Annotated in this window: 12 protein-coding genes and 1 tRNA gene; 2 read left to right on the top strand and 11 right to left on the bottom strand. The window is 65.6% G+C overall.

Going from position 1 to position 17,347, the window contains the following annotated elements; genetic code table 11:
* Positions 1 to 178: 178 nt before the first annotated feature.
* The 6 genes from KHY18_RS09995 to KHY18_RS09970 all read right to left on the bottom strand — a co-directional run bounded on the left by KHY18_RS09995 (position 179) and on the right by KHY18_RS09970 (position 8,883).
* Positions 179 to 2,353 (bottom strand): TonB-dependent receptor, encoded by a 2,175-nt coding sequence (locus KHY18_RS09995; RefSeq protein WP_213298782.1) that lies wholly within the window; start codon positions 2,351 to 2,353, stop codon positions 179 to 181.
* A 123-nt stretch (positions 2,354 to 2,476) separates the two neighbouring features.
* A complete protein-coding gene (locus tag KHY18_RS09990) occupies positions 2,477 to 3,424 on the bottom strand; it encodes a siderophore ABC transporter substrate-binding protein (protein WP_213298778.1) in 948 nt (315 codons plus the stop codon).
* A gap of 41 nt (positions 3,425 to 3,465) precedes the next feature.
* On the bottom strand, positions 3,466 to 4,410 hold the full coding sequence (locus KHY18_RS09985; RefSeq protein WP_213298776.1) for an iron chelate uptake ABC transporter family permease subunit: 945 nt from the start codon (positions 4,408 to 4,410) through the stop codon (positions 3,466 to 3,468).
* Positions 4,407 to 5,348 (bottom strand): ABC transporter permease, encoded by a 942-nt coding sequence (locus tag KHY18_RS09980; protein ID WP_213298915.1) that lies wholly within the window; start codon positions 5,346 to 5,348, stop codon positions 4,407 to 4,409. Before KHY18_RS09980 ends, KHY18_RS09985 begins: the two co-directional genes overlap by 4 nt.
* Before the next feature lie 26 nt (positions 5,349 to 5,374).
* Complete coding sequence (locus KHY18_RS09975; RefSeq protein ID WP_213298773.1) at positions 5,375 to 7,117, bottom strand: ABC transporter ATP-binding protein; 1,743 nt, start codon at positions 7,115 to 7,117, stop codon at positions 5,375 to 5,377.
* Positions 7,111 to 8,883 carry an ABC transporter ATP-binding protein gene (locus tag KHY18_RS09970; protein WP_213298768.1) on the bottom strand — a complete coding sequence of 591 codons (1,773 nt, stop codon included), beginning with the start codon at positions 8,881 to 8,883 and terminating at the stop codon, positions 7,111 to 7,113. Before KHY18_RS09970 ends, KHY18_RS09975 begins: the two co-directional genes overlap by 7 nt.
* Positions 8,884 to 9,058: 175 nt before the next feature.
* On the opposite strand from KHY18_RS09970, the gene KHY18_RS09965 reads away from it, so the two are divergent.
* Entirely contained in the window at positions 9,059 to 9,685 is a 627-nt protein-coding gene (locus tag KHY18_RS09965; protein WP_213298765.1) for a TetR/AcrR family transcriptional regulator, read from the top strand.
* A 186-nt stretch (positions 9,686 to 9,871) separates the two neighbouring features.
* A complete protein-coding gene (locus KHY18_RS09960; RefSeq protein WP_213298762.1) occupies positions 9,872 to 10,474 on the top strand; it encodes a thioredoxin domain-containing protein in 603 nt (200 codons plus the stop codon).
* A gap of 136 nt (positions 10,475 to 10,610) precedes the next feature.
* Here KHY18_RS09960 and msrB read toward each other — a convergent pair whose 3' ends face one another.
* The 5 genes from msrB to KHY18_RS09935 all read right to left on the bottom strand — a co-directional run.
* Positions 10,611 to 11,105: a peptide-methionine (R)-S-oxide reductase MsrB gene (gene msrB / locus KHY18_RS09955; RefSeq protein ID WP_213298759.1), complete on the bottom strand. Its 495-nt coding sequence runs from the start codon at positions 11,103 to 11,105 to the stop codon at positions 10,611 to 10,613.
* Positions 11,106 to 11,270: 165 nt separating this feature from the next.
* Positions 11,271 to 11,347, bottom strand: a tRNA-Val gene (locus KHY18_RS09950).
* A gap of 72 nt (positions 11,348 to 11,419) precedes the next feature.
* On the bottom strand, positions 11,420 to 13,390 hold the full coding sequence (locus tag KHY18_RS09945) for a bifunctional diguanylate cyclase/phosphodiesterase (protein ID WP_213298756.1): 1,971 nt from the start codon (positions 13,388 to 13,390) through the stop codon (positions 11,420 to 11,422).
* 55 nt (positions 13,391 to 13,445) lie between these two features.
* Positions 13,446 to 14,039: a transglutaminase-like cysteine peptidase gene (locus KHY18_RS09940; RefSeq protein WP_249729026.1), complete on the bottom strand. Its 594-nt coding sequence runs from the start codon at positions 14,037 to 14,039 to the stop codon at positions 13,446 to 13,448.
* Positions 14,040 to 14,343: 304 nt separating this feature from the next.
* Positions 14,344 to 17,347 (bottom strand): VCBS domain-containing protein (locus KHY18_RS09935; RefSeq protein ID WP_213298754.1); only part of this gene is annotated, 3,004 nt, incomplete at its 5' end.

Raw genomic sequence — 17,347 nt, 5'->3', positions numbered from 1 at the left:
CAAACGGCGGTAAAACAGTGACCCGTTCGTGGTGAGCCTGTCGAACCATGAACGGCCCGTCCTCATGCCTTGAGCGCAGGCCGTTCACCCTTCGACAGGCTCAGGGCGAACGGGGATTTTGAAGCCCGCTGTTTCTTTTGAACGCCTTGCGAGACCTCGGCTCGTTTGCCCCGCCCCCTCAAAGATCCACGCTCACCGACAGCTGGAACGTGCGCGGCGCGCCCAGCGCCAGGCTCGACAGCAGCGGCATGCCCCAATAGGCCTTGTTGGTCACATTGGCGATGCCTGCGCGCAAGGTCACGGGACGGTTCGAGATCTTCGTTGCATAGCGCGCGCCCAGGTCATAGGTGGTGCGGCCGCCGACCCACAGGCCGTTGTCGGCGCTGATGTACTGCTTGGAGACCGCGGTCGCATTGCCCGTGAGCGTGAGGCCCGCGGCGCCGGGCACATCCCATTCGACGCCCAGCTTGCCCTGGAGCTTGGCCACGCCCGTGGCCATCTTGCCCTGGGCATTGGCGACCGTGGTGCGCGTGACCTTGGGGTCGACATAGGCCACGCCGCCCATCAGGCGCAGACTGCGCGTCGCAGCGCCAAAGAAGCTCCATTCCAGGCCGCGGTTGCGCTGCTCGCCGCCGAACGAGAAGACGTTGGTGACCGGGTCGGTATAGCTGCTGGGCTTTTCGATCTGGTAAAGGGCAAAGGTATGCGCGAAGTCGCCCATGTCGACCTTGACGCCCACTTCCTTCTGCTTGGTCTTGTAGGGCGGGAAGATATCGCCCGCATTCGCCGCGGTGAGGGGCGCGCTCTGCCCCTGGCTCAGGCCTTCGATGTAGTTGGCGTAAAGCGCCACGCGCTCGCTGGCCTTGACCAGCAGCGCGGCCGCGGGCGTGGTCTCGCCCTGGTCATAGCGTGTGCCCAGCAGTCCTGTCACGGTGCTGTAGGTGTCGCTCTTGACCTGCTGGCGACGCAGGCCCAGCGTGAGCTGCACGCGGTCCTGGGCGAACGACATGGTGTCGACCAGACCTATGCTGGTCAGCGCCAGCGCGGTGTGCGAGACCGGCGGCGCGATGAACGCGGGCGCCGCGCCCCAGACCGGGTTGTAGAGATTGGTGGTCCAGTCGGCGCCGGGCACCGTGCGGCGGCCATAGTCGCGCTGCTCATGTTCGTAGCGTGTGGCGTTCAAGGCCCACTGGTGCTTGATGCCCGCGGTCTGCAGCCGGCCCTTGAGGCCCACTTCGGCCGACTTCTTGTCGACATCGAAAGCCAGCTGGCCCATGGTCGTGCGGTAGTCGCCCGCGGCGTTGAGCACCTGGGCCGAGATCGCTCCGTTGTACTGGTAGTTGGTCTTCGCACTGCCGAACGCGCCGTAAGCGGTGATCTGGTCGGTGAGATCGATCTCGCCGCGCAGGATCGCGCCCTTGTCCTTGCTGTCGACATAGGCCCAGTCGGGGTTGATCAGCGTATTGCCGCTGGGCGGCCGGGGAATGGCGACGCCCGGCGCCAGGCTCACGCCGCGCGTCTGGCCGTTGATGTGGTCGTCGGCGCTGTAGAAATCGGCCGATAGGCGCGCGCGCGCCGAACGCCAGTCGAGGCCCAGCGCGCCCATCTGCAGCTTCTTGTCCTGGTTGTCGACCGGGCCCGCGCCATCGCGGTAGACGCCGTTGAAGCGCACACCGAATTCCTTTTGCTCGCCAAAGCGCCGGCCGATATCGACATGGCCGCCGAACTGCGAGTCAGACAGGTAGGTGGCGGTGAAGCGCGTGAGCGGCGTGTCGCCCGCGCGCTTGGGCACCAGGTTGATCGCCCCGCCCACCGAGCCGCCCGGCGGCATGCCGTTAAGCAGCGCCGACGGGCCCTTGAGCACTTCGACGCGCTCGAACATTTCGGGCGAGGTGCGGTAGTACGGCGCCATGCCGGCCAGACCGCCGAAAGTCATGTCGTTGGTGCTGGAAGCAAAGCCGCGTATCGAGTAGTTCTCGCTCCAGGCGCCCGAAACGCCGTTGCTGAACACCGAAGGATCGGTGGCGGCGATCACTTCCGTGATGTCCTTGGCCTGGCGGTCGGCCACGTATTTCTCGGTGTAGCTGATGGTGGAAAACGGCGTCTCCATGAAGTCCTTGTCGCCCAGCAGGCCCACGCGGCCGCCCGAAGACACCTGGCCGCCCGCATAGGGCGCGGTCGCTGCGCCCGGCTGGCCCGACACGGTCACCGTGGGCAGCGTGGCCGCGGGTTCGCTCGATTGGGACTGCGCCAGCGCGCTGATGGCGGTCAGCGCCAGCGCGGCGGCGGCGGTCTGGCGCAGGAGGAATGCGCGGGGTTGTTTGGAATGGGGCATGCGGCGGCTGCGGGACATCTTGTGCTCGCTTGATAAGGTTGGAGTGAAATGAGACGTACTACCGTTGACAGACAAAGCAATGGCCGCGTCTGCACCCGGGTGCGTCAGGGAGTCAGGCCCTGCTCAGGGCCGGAAATGGGGTCAGGGCTTGTAACCCTTGAGAACGTCATCGATCACGATGCTCACCGAAGTCGGGCTGGCCGCGGTCACATACCAGGCCTGGGCATCGACAAACACCACGCGGCCGTTCTTCCAGGCCTTGGTCTGGCGCAGCAGCGGGTTGCTCAGGCTCTGGGCGTTGAGCGCGGCGCGGCGTTCCATCACCGCCGTGCGATCGACTACATAGATGATGTCGGGATCGGCCTGCTGAATGAATTCGCTGGACACCGGCTGGCCGTGCAGACCGGTGTCGGCGGCCGGGCCCGCGGGCTTGACGCCCAGCGCGCTGAAGACAAAACCGTAGCGCGACTGCGGGCCGAACGAACTGAAGGCGCCGTTGTTGTGCAGCACGATAAGCGCTTTCTCGGGGCGGTCCTTGGTCGCCTGGCGCGCCTGCTGCACCTTCGCGTCGAGCTCCGCGGCCTTGGCGCGCGCGAGATCCTGCTTGCCGAACAACTGGCCCAGCGTCAGCAGATGGTCCTTGATGACTTCGATGTGGCGCGTGGCGCTGTTGCGGTAGTCGACGTCGAACTGTATGGTCGGCGCGATCTGCGACAGCTCCTTGTACTGGCCGGCCTGCAGCGAGGTGATCAATATCAGATCAGGGCGTGCTGCATGCACTCTTTCCACATTCGGCTGCACGATGGAGCCCAGGTCCTGCACGCGCGGCGCGTTCTGGTACTTGGCGAGGAAGTGCGGAATGAAGTCCTTGGGCATGCCGATCACGGCCACGCCCAGCTGGTCGAGAAAGTCGACTTCGTTCATGTCCAGCGCCGCGACGCGCTGCGGCGACTTGGCGACCACGGTCTTGCCCAACTGGTGTTGCACCGTCACGGGGGCAAAGGCAGCCGCCTTGGGCGTCTGCGCGCCGGCCGCGAACGCGGTCATGCCGGCCAGCAGCAAGGCGGCGCTGCGGAAAGTGAATCGCATGGGTTTTCTCCTGAAGATTGGAAATGCCTGGATGAAAAATGTCATTGCACGCCCCGGTTGCGCACGACCAGCGCGAGGAAGTACGCGCCGCACACCAGGTTGACGAGAATGCCCACCGTGGTGCGGTAATTGAAGACATGCTCGACCGCGAGCTGGGCCGCGATGAAGATGGCGACGGCGATCGCGCAGCCCATGGGCAGCGTCGCGCGGTGGCGAATGCTGCGCGCCAGCGCATAGGCCATGTTGGCGACGAAGATGCCCATGAACGCCGTGGGCCCGAGCAGGCTGGTCGAGACCGCGACCAGTGTCGAAACCAGCACCAGCTGCAGCCGCACGGCACGCCGGTAATCGACGCCCAGCGAAATCGCGCTCTCGCGCCCCAGCGCCAACACATCGAGCGTGGGCAGGGTCCTGTACCCCACGGCGCAGACCAGGGCCACGATGGCGCCCGCATACAGCAGCTGCCCGGGCTGGGCGCGGTTGAACGAGGCCTGGGTAAAGCCCAGCAGCATGGAGAACTCGCCCGGGCTGGTGCGAAACTGCACGAACTGCGTGAACGTGCCCATCACCAGCGTCAGCACCAGGCCCACGAGCAGCAGCGAATACACATTGCTGTGGCCGTCGTTGAACAGCCAGCGGTGCAGCACCCACGAATAGGCCAGCATCAGCGCCACCGACAGCGCGAAGTTGCCGCCCGCGCCCAGCAGCACCAGGCTTTGCGTTCCCAGCAGCAGCACCAGCAGCGACTGCGCCAGCAGATAGACCGCCTCGTAGCCCATGACGGCCGGCGTGAGAATGCGGTTGTTGGTGAGCGTCTGGAACGTGATGGCCGACCAGGCGATGCAGACGCCGCCGATCAGCATCGCGCCCAGGCGCACCAGCCGCTTCGGGATCACATAGTCGAAGTCCATGCCCGAAAACAGCAACAGGTACGTCAGCGCGAGCGCACCCAAAGCCGCGCCGGCCCAGAGGCTTGTGCGCGTCATCGCCGTCTCCAGACGATGAGCACCAGAAACAGCAGTCCGCCCACGCCGCCTGCGGTCAGTCCTATGGGCACTTCGTACGGATGGGCCACGAGGCGCCCCAGGATGTCGCAGGCCAGCAGCAGCGAGGCGCCGCCCAGCGCCACCACGGGCAGCGTGCGGCCCATGTGATCGCCATGGCGCAGCGCCACCAGATTGGGAATCACCAGCCCGACGAAAGGAATCGCGCCGGCCGTGATCACCGTGACCGACACCGTGACCGCGACCAGCAGCAGGCCCAGCAGCACCGTGGCGCGGTAGTTGAGCCCCAGGCTTGTGGCCATGCCTTCGCCCATGCCCAGCACGGTGAAGCGGTGGGCGTAGGCATAGGTCAGCGCGACGATGGGCAGCACCAGCCAGAGAATTTCGTAGTTGCCCTGCACGATGCGCGAGAAGTCGCCCAGCAGCCAGCCCTGCATGCTTTGCAGGATGTTGTGCTGGTAGGCGTAGAACTCGGCGATGGCGCTGAGCACGCCGCCGTACATCAGGCCTATGACCGGCACCAGCACCGTGCTGCGCGCGCGCACGCGGCGAATGATGGCGACGAACAGCAGGCTCGCGGCCAGGCAGAACGCCAGTGCGAACAGCATGCGCACCGTGGTGCCCGCGGCGGGCGCGGCCGTCAGCGCGACCAGGATGCCCAGCTTGGCGGCATCGAGCCCGCCCGTGGTGGCCGGCTCCACGAACTTGTTGCGCAGGATCTGCTGCAGCACCACGCCGCAGACCGCCAGGCCCACGCCCGTGAGCACCAGCGCCGCGAGGCGCGGCAGGCGGCTCGCGGTCAGCGTGAGCCAGGCATCGTCGGAAAGGGACAGGATGTCGACCCACGCGACCTGCCGCGCGCCGACCAGCAGCGAAGCGGCGCACAGCAGGGCAAACAGCGGCAACAGGCCGGAACGCATGAGCGGCATGGTGGCAATCCGTGAAGTCAGCCGCGCGCCGGCGCCAGGCGCCAGCCCTTGGCGGCGCGGCGCTGGGCGAGAAACTGCGCATAGCGCCCGCCCGCGGCCGCCAGCTGCGCGGGCGTTCCCTGCTCGCAGACCCGGCCGCCATCGAGCACCACGATATGGTCGGCCATGGCCACGGTCGACAGCTGGTGGGCGATCACGATCAGCGTGCACTGGCCGCGCAGCCGCGCCAGCGCCTGGGCGATCACCGCCTGGTTCTCGGCATCGAGCGCGGCCGTGGCTTCGTCGACCAGCAAAATGGGCGCACGCTTGATCAGCGCGCGCGCAATCGCCACGCGCTGGCGCTCGCCGCCCGACAGCCGCACCCCGCCCTCGCCCACCGGCGTGTCGATGCCCTGCGGCAGGCGCGCGATGATCTCGGCCACGCCCGCCTGGTGCGCGGCCTGCAGCACTTCGGCCTGGCTGGCGCCGGGCCGGCCCATGCGGATGTTGTCGGCAATGCTGCCCGCGAACAGATCGCTGTCCTGGAAGATCTGGCTGATCTGCGCGGCCAGCTGTTCGCCGGACATGTCGCGCACATCGACACCGCCCACCCGCACACTGCCCTGCTGCACATCGAAGAAGCGCGCGATCAGCCGCGCCAGCGTGGTCTTGCCCGAACCCGAGGCGCCGATCAGCGCCGTCATGCTCCACGGCGCTATGCGCAGGCTCACGTCCTGCAGCACTGCGGCCTCGCCCGCACAGTAGCGGAAGCCGACATCGCGCAGCTCCACCGACGCATCGCGCGCAGCCTGTGACTGTGCGGGCTCGGGCAGGGGCTCAGCCGCTAGGATTTCGCGCACCGCGCCCAGCTGGCCGCGCACGCCGCGCAGCACTTCGCCGTAGCCCGCCACGTCGAGCAACGGATCGATGAAACGGTTGACCAGCAGCAGCGCCACGACGGCCGCTATCGCCGTCGCCATGTCGGGCGCGGCCTGCAGCCACAGCATGGCTGCCACCAGCAGCGCAGCGAAGATCGCCTGTACCGTCCAGGCATTGAGCACGGCCGATGCCGTGGACAGATAGATCAGCCGCGCGCCCGCCTGGCGCTGCTGCGCCATGGCCTGCTCCAGCAGCCGCGTGCCGCCGCCTTCGCCGTTGAAGGCGCGCAGCACCGACTGCGCCTGGGCGAACTCGACCAGGCGCTGGCTGGTCTGCGCGAAATGCCGGTGATACGCCTGCTCGGCATGCCGCCCCAGCCGCGCCGCGGCCAGCGACATGGCCGCGAGCAAGGGCAGCGCGATCAGCGCGATCAGCCCCAGCGGCCAGTGCAGCACGAACAGCGCCACGACGATCACCAGCGGCACCACGGCGCCGCTGATCACGGGCGTGAGCACATGCGCGGGCAGTTGGGCCAGGGCCATCATTCCCTGCGTGAGCACATGGGACAGCCGCGCCGTTTTCGCCGGCGTGAACCAGCCCACGGGAAGGTGCGCGACATGGTCGCCCACGCGCTGGCGCGCACTGCCGAGAATGGCCACGCCCACGGCCACGCCGGCTTTTTCGACCTGGCGGCGCCAGGCCCAGCACACGACCATGCCGGCGATCAGCAGCACCAACCACGGCGCCGCGCCACGCGCGTCACCGGCCAGCAGGCGCGAAAGAATGGGTACCAGCGTGACGATGGTCAGCCCGCTGACCAGGCCATAGGACACGGCCAGCCCGCCATAACGGCGCAGCACGCGCGCGTCGTCGCCCAGCAGTTCGATGAACGTCTTCAGCATGCGGCACCCGCTTCTTCTTCCGATGGCGCATAGCCGCCCAGGGCCCATAGCCGCGCATAGCGGCCGCCCCATGCCAGCAGTTCGGCATGGCTGCCCTGCTCGGCGATGCGCCCGGCTTCGAACACGATGATGTGATCGGCATGGGCGATGGTGTCGAGCCGGTGCGCGATCACCAGCAGGCTGCGGCCCCGGGCCATGCGCGACAGCGCTTCCTGCATCGCCAGCTCGCTTTCGGCATCGGCCGCGGCCGTGGCTTCGTCGAGCACCAGCACGGGCGCATCGAGCAGCAGCGCGCGCGCAATGCTCACGCGCTGGCGTTCGCCGCCCGACAGCTGCGCGTCCTCGCCCACGACCGATTCATAGCCGCGCGGCAGCCTCAGAATGCGCTCATGGATATTGGCCGCGCGCGCCGCTTCCTCGATCTCGCGCTGGCTGGCCGAAGGCCGGCCCAGCGCGATGTTCTCGCGCACACTTGCATGTATCAGCCGCACTTCCTGCAGCACAAAACCCACGCGCTGGTACAGCGCGGCGCTGTCCATCTGGCGCAGATCGGCGCCGCCCAGCGTGATGCGCCCCTGCGTGGGATCGAAGAAGCGCAGCAGCAGCCGCGCCAACGTCGACTTGCCCGAGCCCGAGGCGCCGACCACCGCGGTCACCGTGCCGGGGCGCAACGTGAAACTGATGTCGCGGAGCACATTGTCCTGGCCGTCATAGGCATAACCGACCTGTTCGAAGCGCACCTCGGCGCCGGCCGGAATCTGGCATTGCGCGGGCGCGGGCCGGGCCAGCACCGGCGTCTGCAGCAACGCATGCACGCGCTGCGCGGCGCCGGTGGCGGCGTTCAGGTCATGCGTCAGGTAGTGCAGCAGCAGCAACGGCGCCGACATGCCAGGCGCGACCAGCACAAACGGCAGCAGGTCCACAGGTGCCATCCAGCCTTGCGCAACGAACAGCGTGCCGGCAACCAGCACCACGCCCAGCACCGCCACGGGCGCGATCATCGCGTTGGCATTGGCCATGGAGCCGACCAGCGGGCGCGTGAAATCGGTGAACACGCGCGCAAAGGAATCGACGGCCTCGCGGTAGGCGCCATGCGCCTTGCCGGCCGCGCCGAACGCCTTGAGCACGGGCATGCCGCCCGTGAACTCGACCACGGTATTGTTGATGCGGCCCATGGCCGTCGCAAGTTCTCCCATGTTGGCCGCGCTGCGCTTCACGGCACGGCCGAAGAACGCGAAGAACGCGGGAAACGGCAGCAGCGCGACGATGGCCAGACGCCAGTCCATGGCCAACAGATAGAGCGCGCAGGCCAGCACCGCGCCCGCGGCGCGCCCCGCCGTGGTGAAGAAATGCGCGGTCAGTTCGTGCAGCGTGCCTATGTCGTCCTGCATCGCCTGCTTGACTTCGCCCGAGGCCCGGCCCGTGAACCAGCCCAGCGGCACTTGAGACAGGCGCTGCGCGGCCGTGAGGCGCAACTGGTGGGTCAGCTGGTTGTCGGCCAGATGCGCGACCAGTTCGGCCGCCGAGATGGAAGCCATTCCCGCGAGCAAACAGGCAATGCTGATAGCGACGATGGACCAGAGCGTGTCGGGCAGCGCGCCGCCCGCGCCCAGCGCCAGGCCGGCAATATGCGCCATGGCGGCCAGCGGCACCAGCGTGAGCACCGCGCCCAGCGCCGACAGCAGCGCCGCGACAATGAGCCGGCCGCGAATCGGCAGCAGCACCCGGGCAATCGGTCCGGGTTCCTTGGACTTGCGCGTACTCATGGGAACGCCGGCGCCGCGTTCGACACGGACATGCAAGGGTCGGAGAACCCCGTTACCGCGCAGAATGGCGGCCAATGAAGAAGCGACGAAGACACGGTACGTAATTGAGAATCGGAATTAGTTGCATCATACTAAACTAATTAAGATGCTGTAGTCCTGCCCCACTGAAATGAACATGGAAACAACATCCCTCCCCCCCGCGCGCGGCCGCGGCCGCCCGCCCTCCATCACCCATGCGCGCATCGCCGATGCGGGCATCGCGCTGGGACTGCGCAACATCACTTTTGTCGGCGTGGCCTGCGCGCTGGGCGTGAGCCACATGGCGCTGTACAAGCATGTGGCCAGCCTGGAAGCGCTCAAGCAGCTGGTAGCCGACGAAATCATCCGCCGCTGGAAGATTCCCCAGGCCCTGGGCAACGAGCCTGAGGCGCTGGGGGCATACCTGACGGTGTTCAGTGCCTCGATACAGGAATTCGTCAAGGCGCATCCGGGCGTGACGCCCTACATGCTGCGCCGCATGGCGGCATCCGAAGCGGTCATCGAGAAGATCCAATCGCACCAGCGCCACATCGCGCAGGCCTACGGCATTGCGCAGGAGCGCGCGCAGTGGCTGCTGGCAACGGTGGCATTCCATTGCTTTGCGGCCGCCGACACGGTGTATTCGGTGGCGGCGCAGGAGCCCGTGGTCGATGCGGACCGGGCCCTCGAAGAAGCCGAGATGGAAGTGGAATTCACGCGCGGCATGCAGGCGTTGATCGCCGGCGCGCTGCTGCTCTCAGAGAGCGATCAGCCCGGCGCCTGACGGAGTTGAAACCCGCAAGAAACCACGGGTTGCCCCCGATGGCTGCAAGCGCAAGAGCGTCCTAGCATCCGCCACTGCGCACGCGCCAAGCCACCGGCGAGGCCACCAGCTCTTAATCCCATCAAGCTTTGAATACCGGCCATTTTCGAAACAACGGAGGCTGGAACTCCGGGCTGTTTCCAATACATGAAGACCAGAATTCTTCTTTTCATCGCCCTGTGCATGGGCCTTGCAGGCACGGCATGCGCGGCTTCGCTGATGCAGCCCGACGGCATTCCCGATCGCTTCATCGGTGCCAGCAATGCGCCGTCCACGCTGATTGTCTACAGCTCGCCCACCTGCCCGCCCTGCATTCGCTTCGAGGAGCAGGTGCTGCCGCTGATCAAATCGCGCTACGTCGACAGCGGCCGACTCAGGGTTTCGGTGCGCCCGACCATGAACAATGCCGTCGATGGCGCAATCCTGCTGATCGCCGATGCCGGCGGCCTGATGCGCAGGGATGCGACGCTCGCGCGCTTTCGGGAGAAACGCAGCGAGATCATGGCCGCCAAGGACAGGGAAAAATTGCTGCGCGAAGTGGCCGCGCAATCGGGCGTGGACCGCGCGGCCTACGACCGCGCCATGAAGAATTCGGACCACCAGCGGGCGCTGCAGCGCCTGACCGATCAGGCTTACAACGATTTCGACATCAAGGGAACGCCCAGCTTTTTCCTGGATGGCGTGAAGATCAAGTACGACGGCACCATCAACAGCTTTGCACGCGTTCTCGATCAGGCGCCGCGCCGCTGACTGTTGCTGAGTCGGGCCGCAGTTCAACTTGAACACACTGACCACAACGGGACTGCGCATGGCCCGCGCACCCCGGCTGCGCAGATCGCAACAGGCCGTGAAAGCGGCGGCACCGGTTCAGATGGTTGTCGGCGGCTCAGGCCGGCTTGGGCATGAAGGCCAGCGACACACCATTCATGCAATAGCGCAGTCCCGTAGGGCGCGGTCCGTCGTCGAAGACATGGCCCAGATGCCCGCCACAGCGCCTGCAGTGCACCTCGGTGCGCACTGCGCCGAAGCTCCTGTCACTGCGTGTGGCAACGGCATTGTCCAAGGGCTTCCAGAAGCTGGGCCAGCCCGTTCCGCTATCAAACTTGGTGGTCGATGCGAACAGCGGCAAGGCACAGCCGGCGCAGGCAAAGATGCCCGCGCGATGCTCCTTATCGAGCGGGCTGCTGCCCGGTCGCTCCGTGTCTTCCTGGCGCAGCACCGCATACTGCTGCGGGCTGAGCCGCGCGCGCCACTGCGCATCGGTGTAGCTGACTTCGAAGACTTGCGCGGCGCCCGCGGCCGTGGCGCGGCGCTGGAACAGACCGGCCGAAAGAGCAGCGGCGGCGGCCGTGCCAAGCAAAAGGTGGCGTCGGGTGGTCATGGGTGGCCTTTGTGGATGGGACCTTCCCAGCTTATAGAGACGACCTCCCGAAGTCCTCACGCAAACATAAAAGATTCGTGATAACTCCAGCCCCCAGACAACGAAAACACAAAAGAAAAAGCCTTCTAGACCGTTGATCTAGAAGGCTTTTTACCAATGGTTATTTGGTAGGCGCGATTGGACTCGAACCAACGACCCCCACCATGTCAAGGTGGTGCTCTAACCAGCTGAGCTACGCGCCTGTCGTTGAAGCCGCAAGTATAGCAGCATAAATTGGGGCTCCGAGGAAACTCCGCACTTTTTTGGCTTTGCGCTCAAATTGCGGGCATCAGCACATCGTGCGCGTGCAGCATGCGCAAGGTCTCGCCGTTCACGGAGTCGGTCACCACCACCTGAATGCCCAGCGTGGCCGCGGTCTGCAGCATGGCCTGCAGCAGATGCAGCGCGCCCGGGCTTTGCCAGGATTGCTCGGCGAAATCGCCACCCAGCTTCACATAGCGCAGCGCGAGCGTGTGCAGATGCGGCAGCGCCATGGGTTGCTGGTCGAGGCGGCGCAGGCCCACGCCCGCACCGGCCAGCGCCATCGCATTGCAGAACTCGGCGACTTCCTGCGGATAGGCGACCAGGCCATGCGCGTCGAGTTCCAGGCACAGTCGCTGCAGGCGCGGCGCGGTCTGCAGCACTTCGCGCAGACGCGCCAGGAAATCGGGCTGGGCCAGCGAAGGCAAAGAGATGCGCACCACCAGTTCGGCATCCGCCTGCTGTTCCAGCCAGGACAGGCCCAGCGCCACGGCGCGCAGATCGAAGTCGGCCGACAGCCCCAGGCGCACGGCCACCGGCAAAAAGAGCGAGCCCATCATGGTCTCGCCCGATGCCGCATTCAGCGTCAGCGAGGCTTCATTGCGCATCAGCGTGCGTTCCGTACCGTTCAGAGCCAACGGCTGCACGGCCAGCGACAACATGCCCTGGGCTTCGAGTGCCGTGATCAGCATCTGCCGCCACAGCGTTTCGCCCGCCATGTTCGAGACCACTTCCTCATCGCCATAGGCCACGTATTCGACTTCTGCCTGGCCCGAACTTTCGGCGCGCATCAGCCCGTAGTCGAGGCGCGACAGCACGCCGGTGACCGAACTCGACGGCGAGTAATCGGTCAGCGCAAAACTCCAGCGGCACCACTGCCCGCCCGCGAGCCGTACGCGCATCGACAGCAGCACCTGGCGGATCTGCTGCACCAGCGACATCGCCTGCGGCCCGGCCAGCGCGGGCATCAGCACCACGAAGTCAGACCCATTGAGCCGCGCCAATTGCGGCCCGGCTTCGGCATGGTCCTTGAGCACCTGGCCCACATGTTCGACCACCGAAGCCAGCCAGGCATCGGCGCTGGCGCGCGACATCTGGGCATTGAGCGCCACCAGATCCCATTGGCGAAACAGCATCACATAGCCGTGCGCCACCCGGCCGGCGTCACCGCTGAGCGCGCGGCGCAGTTCATTGACGAAATACTTGCGATTGGGCAATTGCGTGCCGGGGTCGCAGTTGACTTCGAGCTCCAGCGATTCGATGCGCGCGATCTGCTCCATCGATGTGGCCTGCACGCGCTCGCGCGTATCGGCAATCGCGCGCACCACGGGCATAAGCTCGGCAGCGAACGACCGGTCAGGGCGGGGGGCGGCGGGCTGCGCACCGCTGCCGCCATCGATCGCGCGCACCTGGCTCGCGATCTCGCGCTGCAGCACCTTGCGAAACCACTGCAGCAACAGCACCACGAACAGCGCCCAGGCCAGGCCGGCGCCCACCACCAGCGTGGCCGTGCGCACACTGCTGCCCCACAGCGCCTCGCGCGCATAGCTGTCATCGACTTCGAGCGTGAGCTGGCCCACCTGAGTCCAGCCGTCGCTGATGGCGCGCTCGGCCGTGGCCTGGTGCAGCGGCAAGGCCGCGGCAAACCATTGAGGAACGCGCTCGCGCGCCGGTTTGCTCTCTTCACGCGCCTGGCCTCCTCGTGTGCGTTCGAACAGGGTCTGCCCTTGCGGCGACTTCAGGCGTATCAGCTTGAACTGCCCGCTGTCGAACAAGGCCATCATCAGCAGCTCGCGCGTGACGGGGTCCTGATTGGCGGGTTGCGACAGCGACAAGGCCAGCGACGATGCCGCGTTCTCGCCTTCGGACTGCAGCTGCCCGTCGAGATATTCGCGCGCGGCTTCGATGCTGAAGGCCAGCGTGCCGATCAGAATGGCCGCGATCGCCACGGTCACGCTGATCAAAAGTTGTTTCAACAAAGACATCTTGCGGCCCTCTCTGTGCCTGGCCATGCATCGGCCTGTGCGTGCACCATGTGATTCATGGCAAAAATCCTTCCTGCCGCATGCGCGCCAGCAGATCGCTCCAGCGCGTGATGCGTTCCACCGGCGACGGCTGCGCTCCGGCCACGTACACGCCCTGGGCATTGAAGCTGAACACAGGCGTCAGATCACGGCGCTGGCTCGACGGCAGGATGGGGTCCAGCATGCTGTCCAGTACCAGCGGCTCGGCCGTCGGCGTCGTGTAATGGCCCAACACCATGTGCGCCACGCTCTGCGTGCTGCCCACTCCGCCCATGCGCGCGCGGACATAGATCAGGCGCAGATTCTCTTCGGCCACGCCCAGACGCAGCAGCGAGAAATACTTGCCGATCACATAGTCCTCGCAGTCGCCAGCGCCACGGCCCAGCGTTTCCACGGGCGTCGCCCAGTAGTCGGGCTGCGACCAGAGCACGCTGTCTTCCGTTTGCACCACGGCCCGGTTCCAGAACTGGTTGACCGCGGGCAACTGCTGCTGCAGCGGCTTGCCGGCCTGCTGCTGCAGCATGTCCAGCCACTGGCGCAGCGCCTGCGCGCCTTTGGCGCCATAACGCGACTGCATGCTGGTCTGCAGCCGCGCGGCGTCGAAGTCCAACGCGATAGCATCCGAAGCGGACCGCAAGGCGCACAGCCCCACGGCCGCCGCGCCATAGCCAAGCAACGCCCTGCGCGATAGACGCAAAGGGCGCGGCGGCGAAGGGCAAGGCAAACGGCTCAATGGAAAGGCACTGTCAGAAGCCTGCGCCCGCCGTTCTCCGGCCCGGACGCCTGCGGAAATGCTGAAACAGCAGCGTGGATAGCGCACTACTGTAACCAATCCCATTGACATTGGGGCGCAACGCTTTCGCCTGCGCGGCGCCACGGGGCGGTTGTCATCCAGCCCTGCGTGGCGCTTTGCATCAGCTGCCGCTGTGGTCGATCTTCAGCTTGCCCTGCTCGATCAGCTCCTTGATCATGGTGTTCTGATCATGGCTGGTGCCCGTCAGGTTCACGCCCTCGACCAGGATCTGCTGATTGAAGCCATTGCCTGCCGCATCCAGCGTACCCGCGGTCGAGACATTGATCACCGTATCGATGGTCTTGCCATCGGCTTCGGTGCGGGTCTCGAGGTGCAGGAACTTGCTCAGATCGCTGGAGGCCTCTTCGCCTTGCAGCAGATCGGCCAGATCGAGCTTGTCGTTGCCCGAGGTGCCGAAGTTCTTCACCACATCGGTGACCGGACGCCCGACCGTACCGGCATCGCCCTGGTGCCAGACGAACAGGTCGTCTTCAGCCGTACCCAGCAGCGTGTCGTTGCCGGTCGTGCTGTGGACTTCATGCTCGCTGGTCTCCATGCTGAACATGGCCATGCGCGCGGACGACATGCTCGTCGCGCCCGGACCGGTCGCATTGATGGTGATGTCGAGATTCGCCGTCGCGGTATCGCCATCGGCCTGGGTCAGCTTGTATGCGAAGTGCTCGACCTGGCCCGCACCTTCGGCGCTGGCCTTCGGAGTGTAGGTATAGGAACCATCGCTCTTGAGCACCAAGGTGCCGTAGCTGCCGCTGACCGTGGTGCCACCGGCAGCGGCATTGACCCAGGACGTACCGTTGAACACCGACAGCGTCGAGGTTTCGCCCTGCGTGCCCAGCATGTCATTGGACGTGACCGAGCCGCTGATTGCCGAGCTGCTCCACTTGATTTCGGCCGAGGCCGCAATATTGGCCTGGAAGTTATCGAAGCTCACGGTGGCATTGTTGGCGTCCCCCGCATCCGTATAGCCTTCACGCACCGTCATGACGATACGGTAAGCGGTGTTCGCTTCCAGCGCCCCAGTGGTGATGATGCCCTTTGCGGTGATGTCCCCACCCTGTTCGGCCGCAGACCAACTGGTGCCGCCATTCGTGCTCTTGAAGAGCTGCCAGGTGGCGCTATCGGCGTTGCCACCGGTCAGGCCATTGACATTCTTCACCTCGAACTGCAGCGTCGTTCCCGCGGTGGTCACGCTGTAGGTCGGTGTCACCAGCTTCGCATCGCCACCGCTCTGTCCATTGCGGTCGGTCAGTACGAGAACCTGGTCGTCGCTGCGGTTGGCATCGACACGGCCGTTGCCCGAGACGGTGCTGACCAGCCACTTGCCTTGATCAGTGCTCAGCGCGCTGTTGTTCGTGAAAGCCGCATTGGTCTTGGTCGCATACGTGCTGGTGCTGTTGCTGAACCTCCATGGGTTGCTCTCGTTATTGCCGGTAAACGTGGCCAAGGTCGCAGTGCTCGCCGGAGTGACGTTTTCCGAAGTCAATGTCGCCGTATTGACGTCATTGGTCGCGAGCGGTCCCTTGTAGCTATAGGTCGCATCCGCGGTACTGCTCTCGCCATCCTTGGCGGTGGCAGTCACCTTGATCTCGCCCACGCTGACGTTCTCGGGCACGGTCATGCTCAAGCCGGTGATGGTGACCGCCTTGGTCGTGCCATTCACACTCACCGAGTAGCTGCCATTGCTTTCCAGCGGCAATTCCCACTGGGTATCACTGCCCGCGACAGGCTTGCCCGCGGACAGCGTCACACCTTTGGGTACGTCCACGATGACCTTGGAGATATTTTCCGAATGATCGACATCGCGCGGATCCGCGGTGATGGTCAGCGGATAGGTGGAGGCCGTCGTATACGTCACCTTGTGGATCAGATAATCATCGCCGTTGCGCGGAGCATCGAACACGATTTTTCCTATCGTCGTACCGACCGGGGCCGTGAGCGAGAACTGCTCATCGACGGTGTCGGTCACACCTTGCACCGTGGCCGTCTTGATCACTTTGCCGGCTTCGTCATACATCACATAGCGCGCCTGCTCGCCGCTCGCCAGCCAGGCGAACTGCACCGTGATCTTGGTGACCGGCACATTGAAGGCAATGGTCAGCGATTCGGATTTGGTGCCGTTGCCCGCCAGTTCTTCCGAAGCGGCGGCCGTGTTGGTGGTGATCGCACCCGCGACACCGAAGCCATCGTGGTTGGTACCAGTGATGACGCTGACGGAGGCATTGCCGCCGTCGGCATTCTTCGCCGTGATGGTATGACCGGCATTCGCGGCGCCCACGGTGGTGGCGGTGATCGATGTCGTCACCGGCGTCGATCCGCTGCCCACCTGGACATTCACCACCGGCGTATCGGCCACCGGCGTCACGGTGATGGTGCCCGTCGCCGTGCTGGCGGATACCTGGCCCAGATTGTCCTTGGCGTTGTAGTTGAACGTGGTCGTTCCGCTCCAGTCGGCCGTGGGCTTGAAGTAGATCGTCGCGCCATTGCTGGTCGCATTGATCACATCCGACGTGGTCAGCGCCTGCGTGCCTGCCGAATCCTTGTAGAACGTTCCGTTGGCCGCCAGGCTGGTGAGCTGGAAGCTCGCCACGGTGCCGTCTTCATCGGTACCGCGCAGCACGATGGCCACGGTATTGTCTTCAGGGGCCGTACCCGTCACGGCTTGCACTACCGGGGCTTCGTTCGTGCCATTGATGGTGATCTTGATGGTGGTCGTGGCCGAGTTGTCCTTGCTGGTGACGGTATAGGTCTCCACCACCGATTCACCGGCCTTGAGGTACTGGACCTTGCTGTTGTCCACCGAGTAGCTATAGGAGCCGTCGGTGTTGAACACCAGCGTGCCCAGCTGCGCCGCACCCGTGGTGCTGGTGAACGCTGCACCCGCCTTGAAGCTGCTTTCGCCGGCATCGACATCGCTGATCGTGACCGTGCCTGAAGTCGACAGCTTGCCGCCGACCACATTGACGTCTTCCGTCACGGCAGCAACGCCCGTGCCCAGGGTGGGAACGTCATTGGTGCCATTGATGGTGATGACCACGTTCGACTTGGTGCCGTCGGCCGTCACCACTTCACGCGTTTCGGTCAGGGTCTGACCGGCACCCAAGGCCTGG

The sequence above is a fragment of the Acidovorax sp. CCYZU-2555 genome (assembly GCF_018413525.1).
Lineage (GTDB): Bacteria > Pseudomonadota > Gammaproteobacteria > Burkholderiales > Burkholderiaceae_C > Comamonas.
This window is presented reverse-complemented; position numbering and strand designations above follow the sequence as displayed.

Excerpts from the sequence above, each read along its gene's own strand:
- KHY18_RS09995 (WP_213298782.1), bottom strand. The coding sequence starts at position 2,353 with ATGTCCCGCAGCCGCCGCATGCCCCATTCCAAACAACCCCGCGCATTC.
- KHY18_RS09990 (WP_213298778.1), bottom strand. The coding sequence starts at position 3,424 with ATGCGATTCACTTTCCGCAGCGCCGCCTTGCTGCTGGCCGGCATGACC.
- KHY18_RS09985 (WP_213298776.1), bottom strand. The coding sequence starts at position 4,410 with ATGACGCGCACAAGCCTCTGGGCCGGCGCGGCTTTGGGTGCGCTCGCG.
- KHY18_RS09980 (WP_213298915.1), bottom strand. The coding sequence starts at position 5,348 with ATGCGTTCCGGCCTGTTGCCGCTGTTTGCCCTGCTGTGCGCCGCTTCG.
- KHY18_RS09975 (WP_213298773.1), bottom strand. The coding sequence starts at position 7,117 with ATGCTGAAGACGTTCATCGAACTGCTGGGCGACGACGCGCGCGTGCTG.
- KHY18_RS09970 (WP_213298768.1), bottom strand. The coding sequence starts at position 8,883 with ATGAGTACGCGCAAGTCCAAGGAACCCGGACCGATTGCCCGGGTGCTG.
- KHY18_RS09965 (WP_213298765.1), top strand. The coding sequence starts at position 9,059 with ATGGAAACAACATCCCTCCCCCCCGCGCGCGGCCGCGGCCGCCCGCCC.
- KHY18_RS09960 (WP_213298762.1), top strand. The coding sequence starts at position 9,872 with ATGAAGACCAGAATTCTTCTTTTCATCGCCCTGTGCATGGGCCTTGCA.
- msrB (WP_213298759.1), bottom strand. The coding sequence starts at position 11,105 with ATGACCACCCGACGCCACCTTTTGCTTGGCACGGCCGCCGCCGCTGCT.
- KHY18_RS09945 (WP_213298756.1), bottom strand. The coding sequence starts at position 13,390 with ATGTCTTTGTTGAAACAACTTTTGATCAGCGTGACCGTGGCGATCGCG.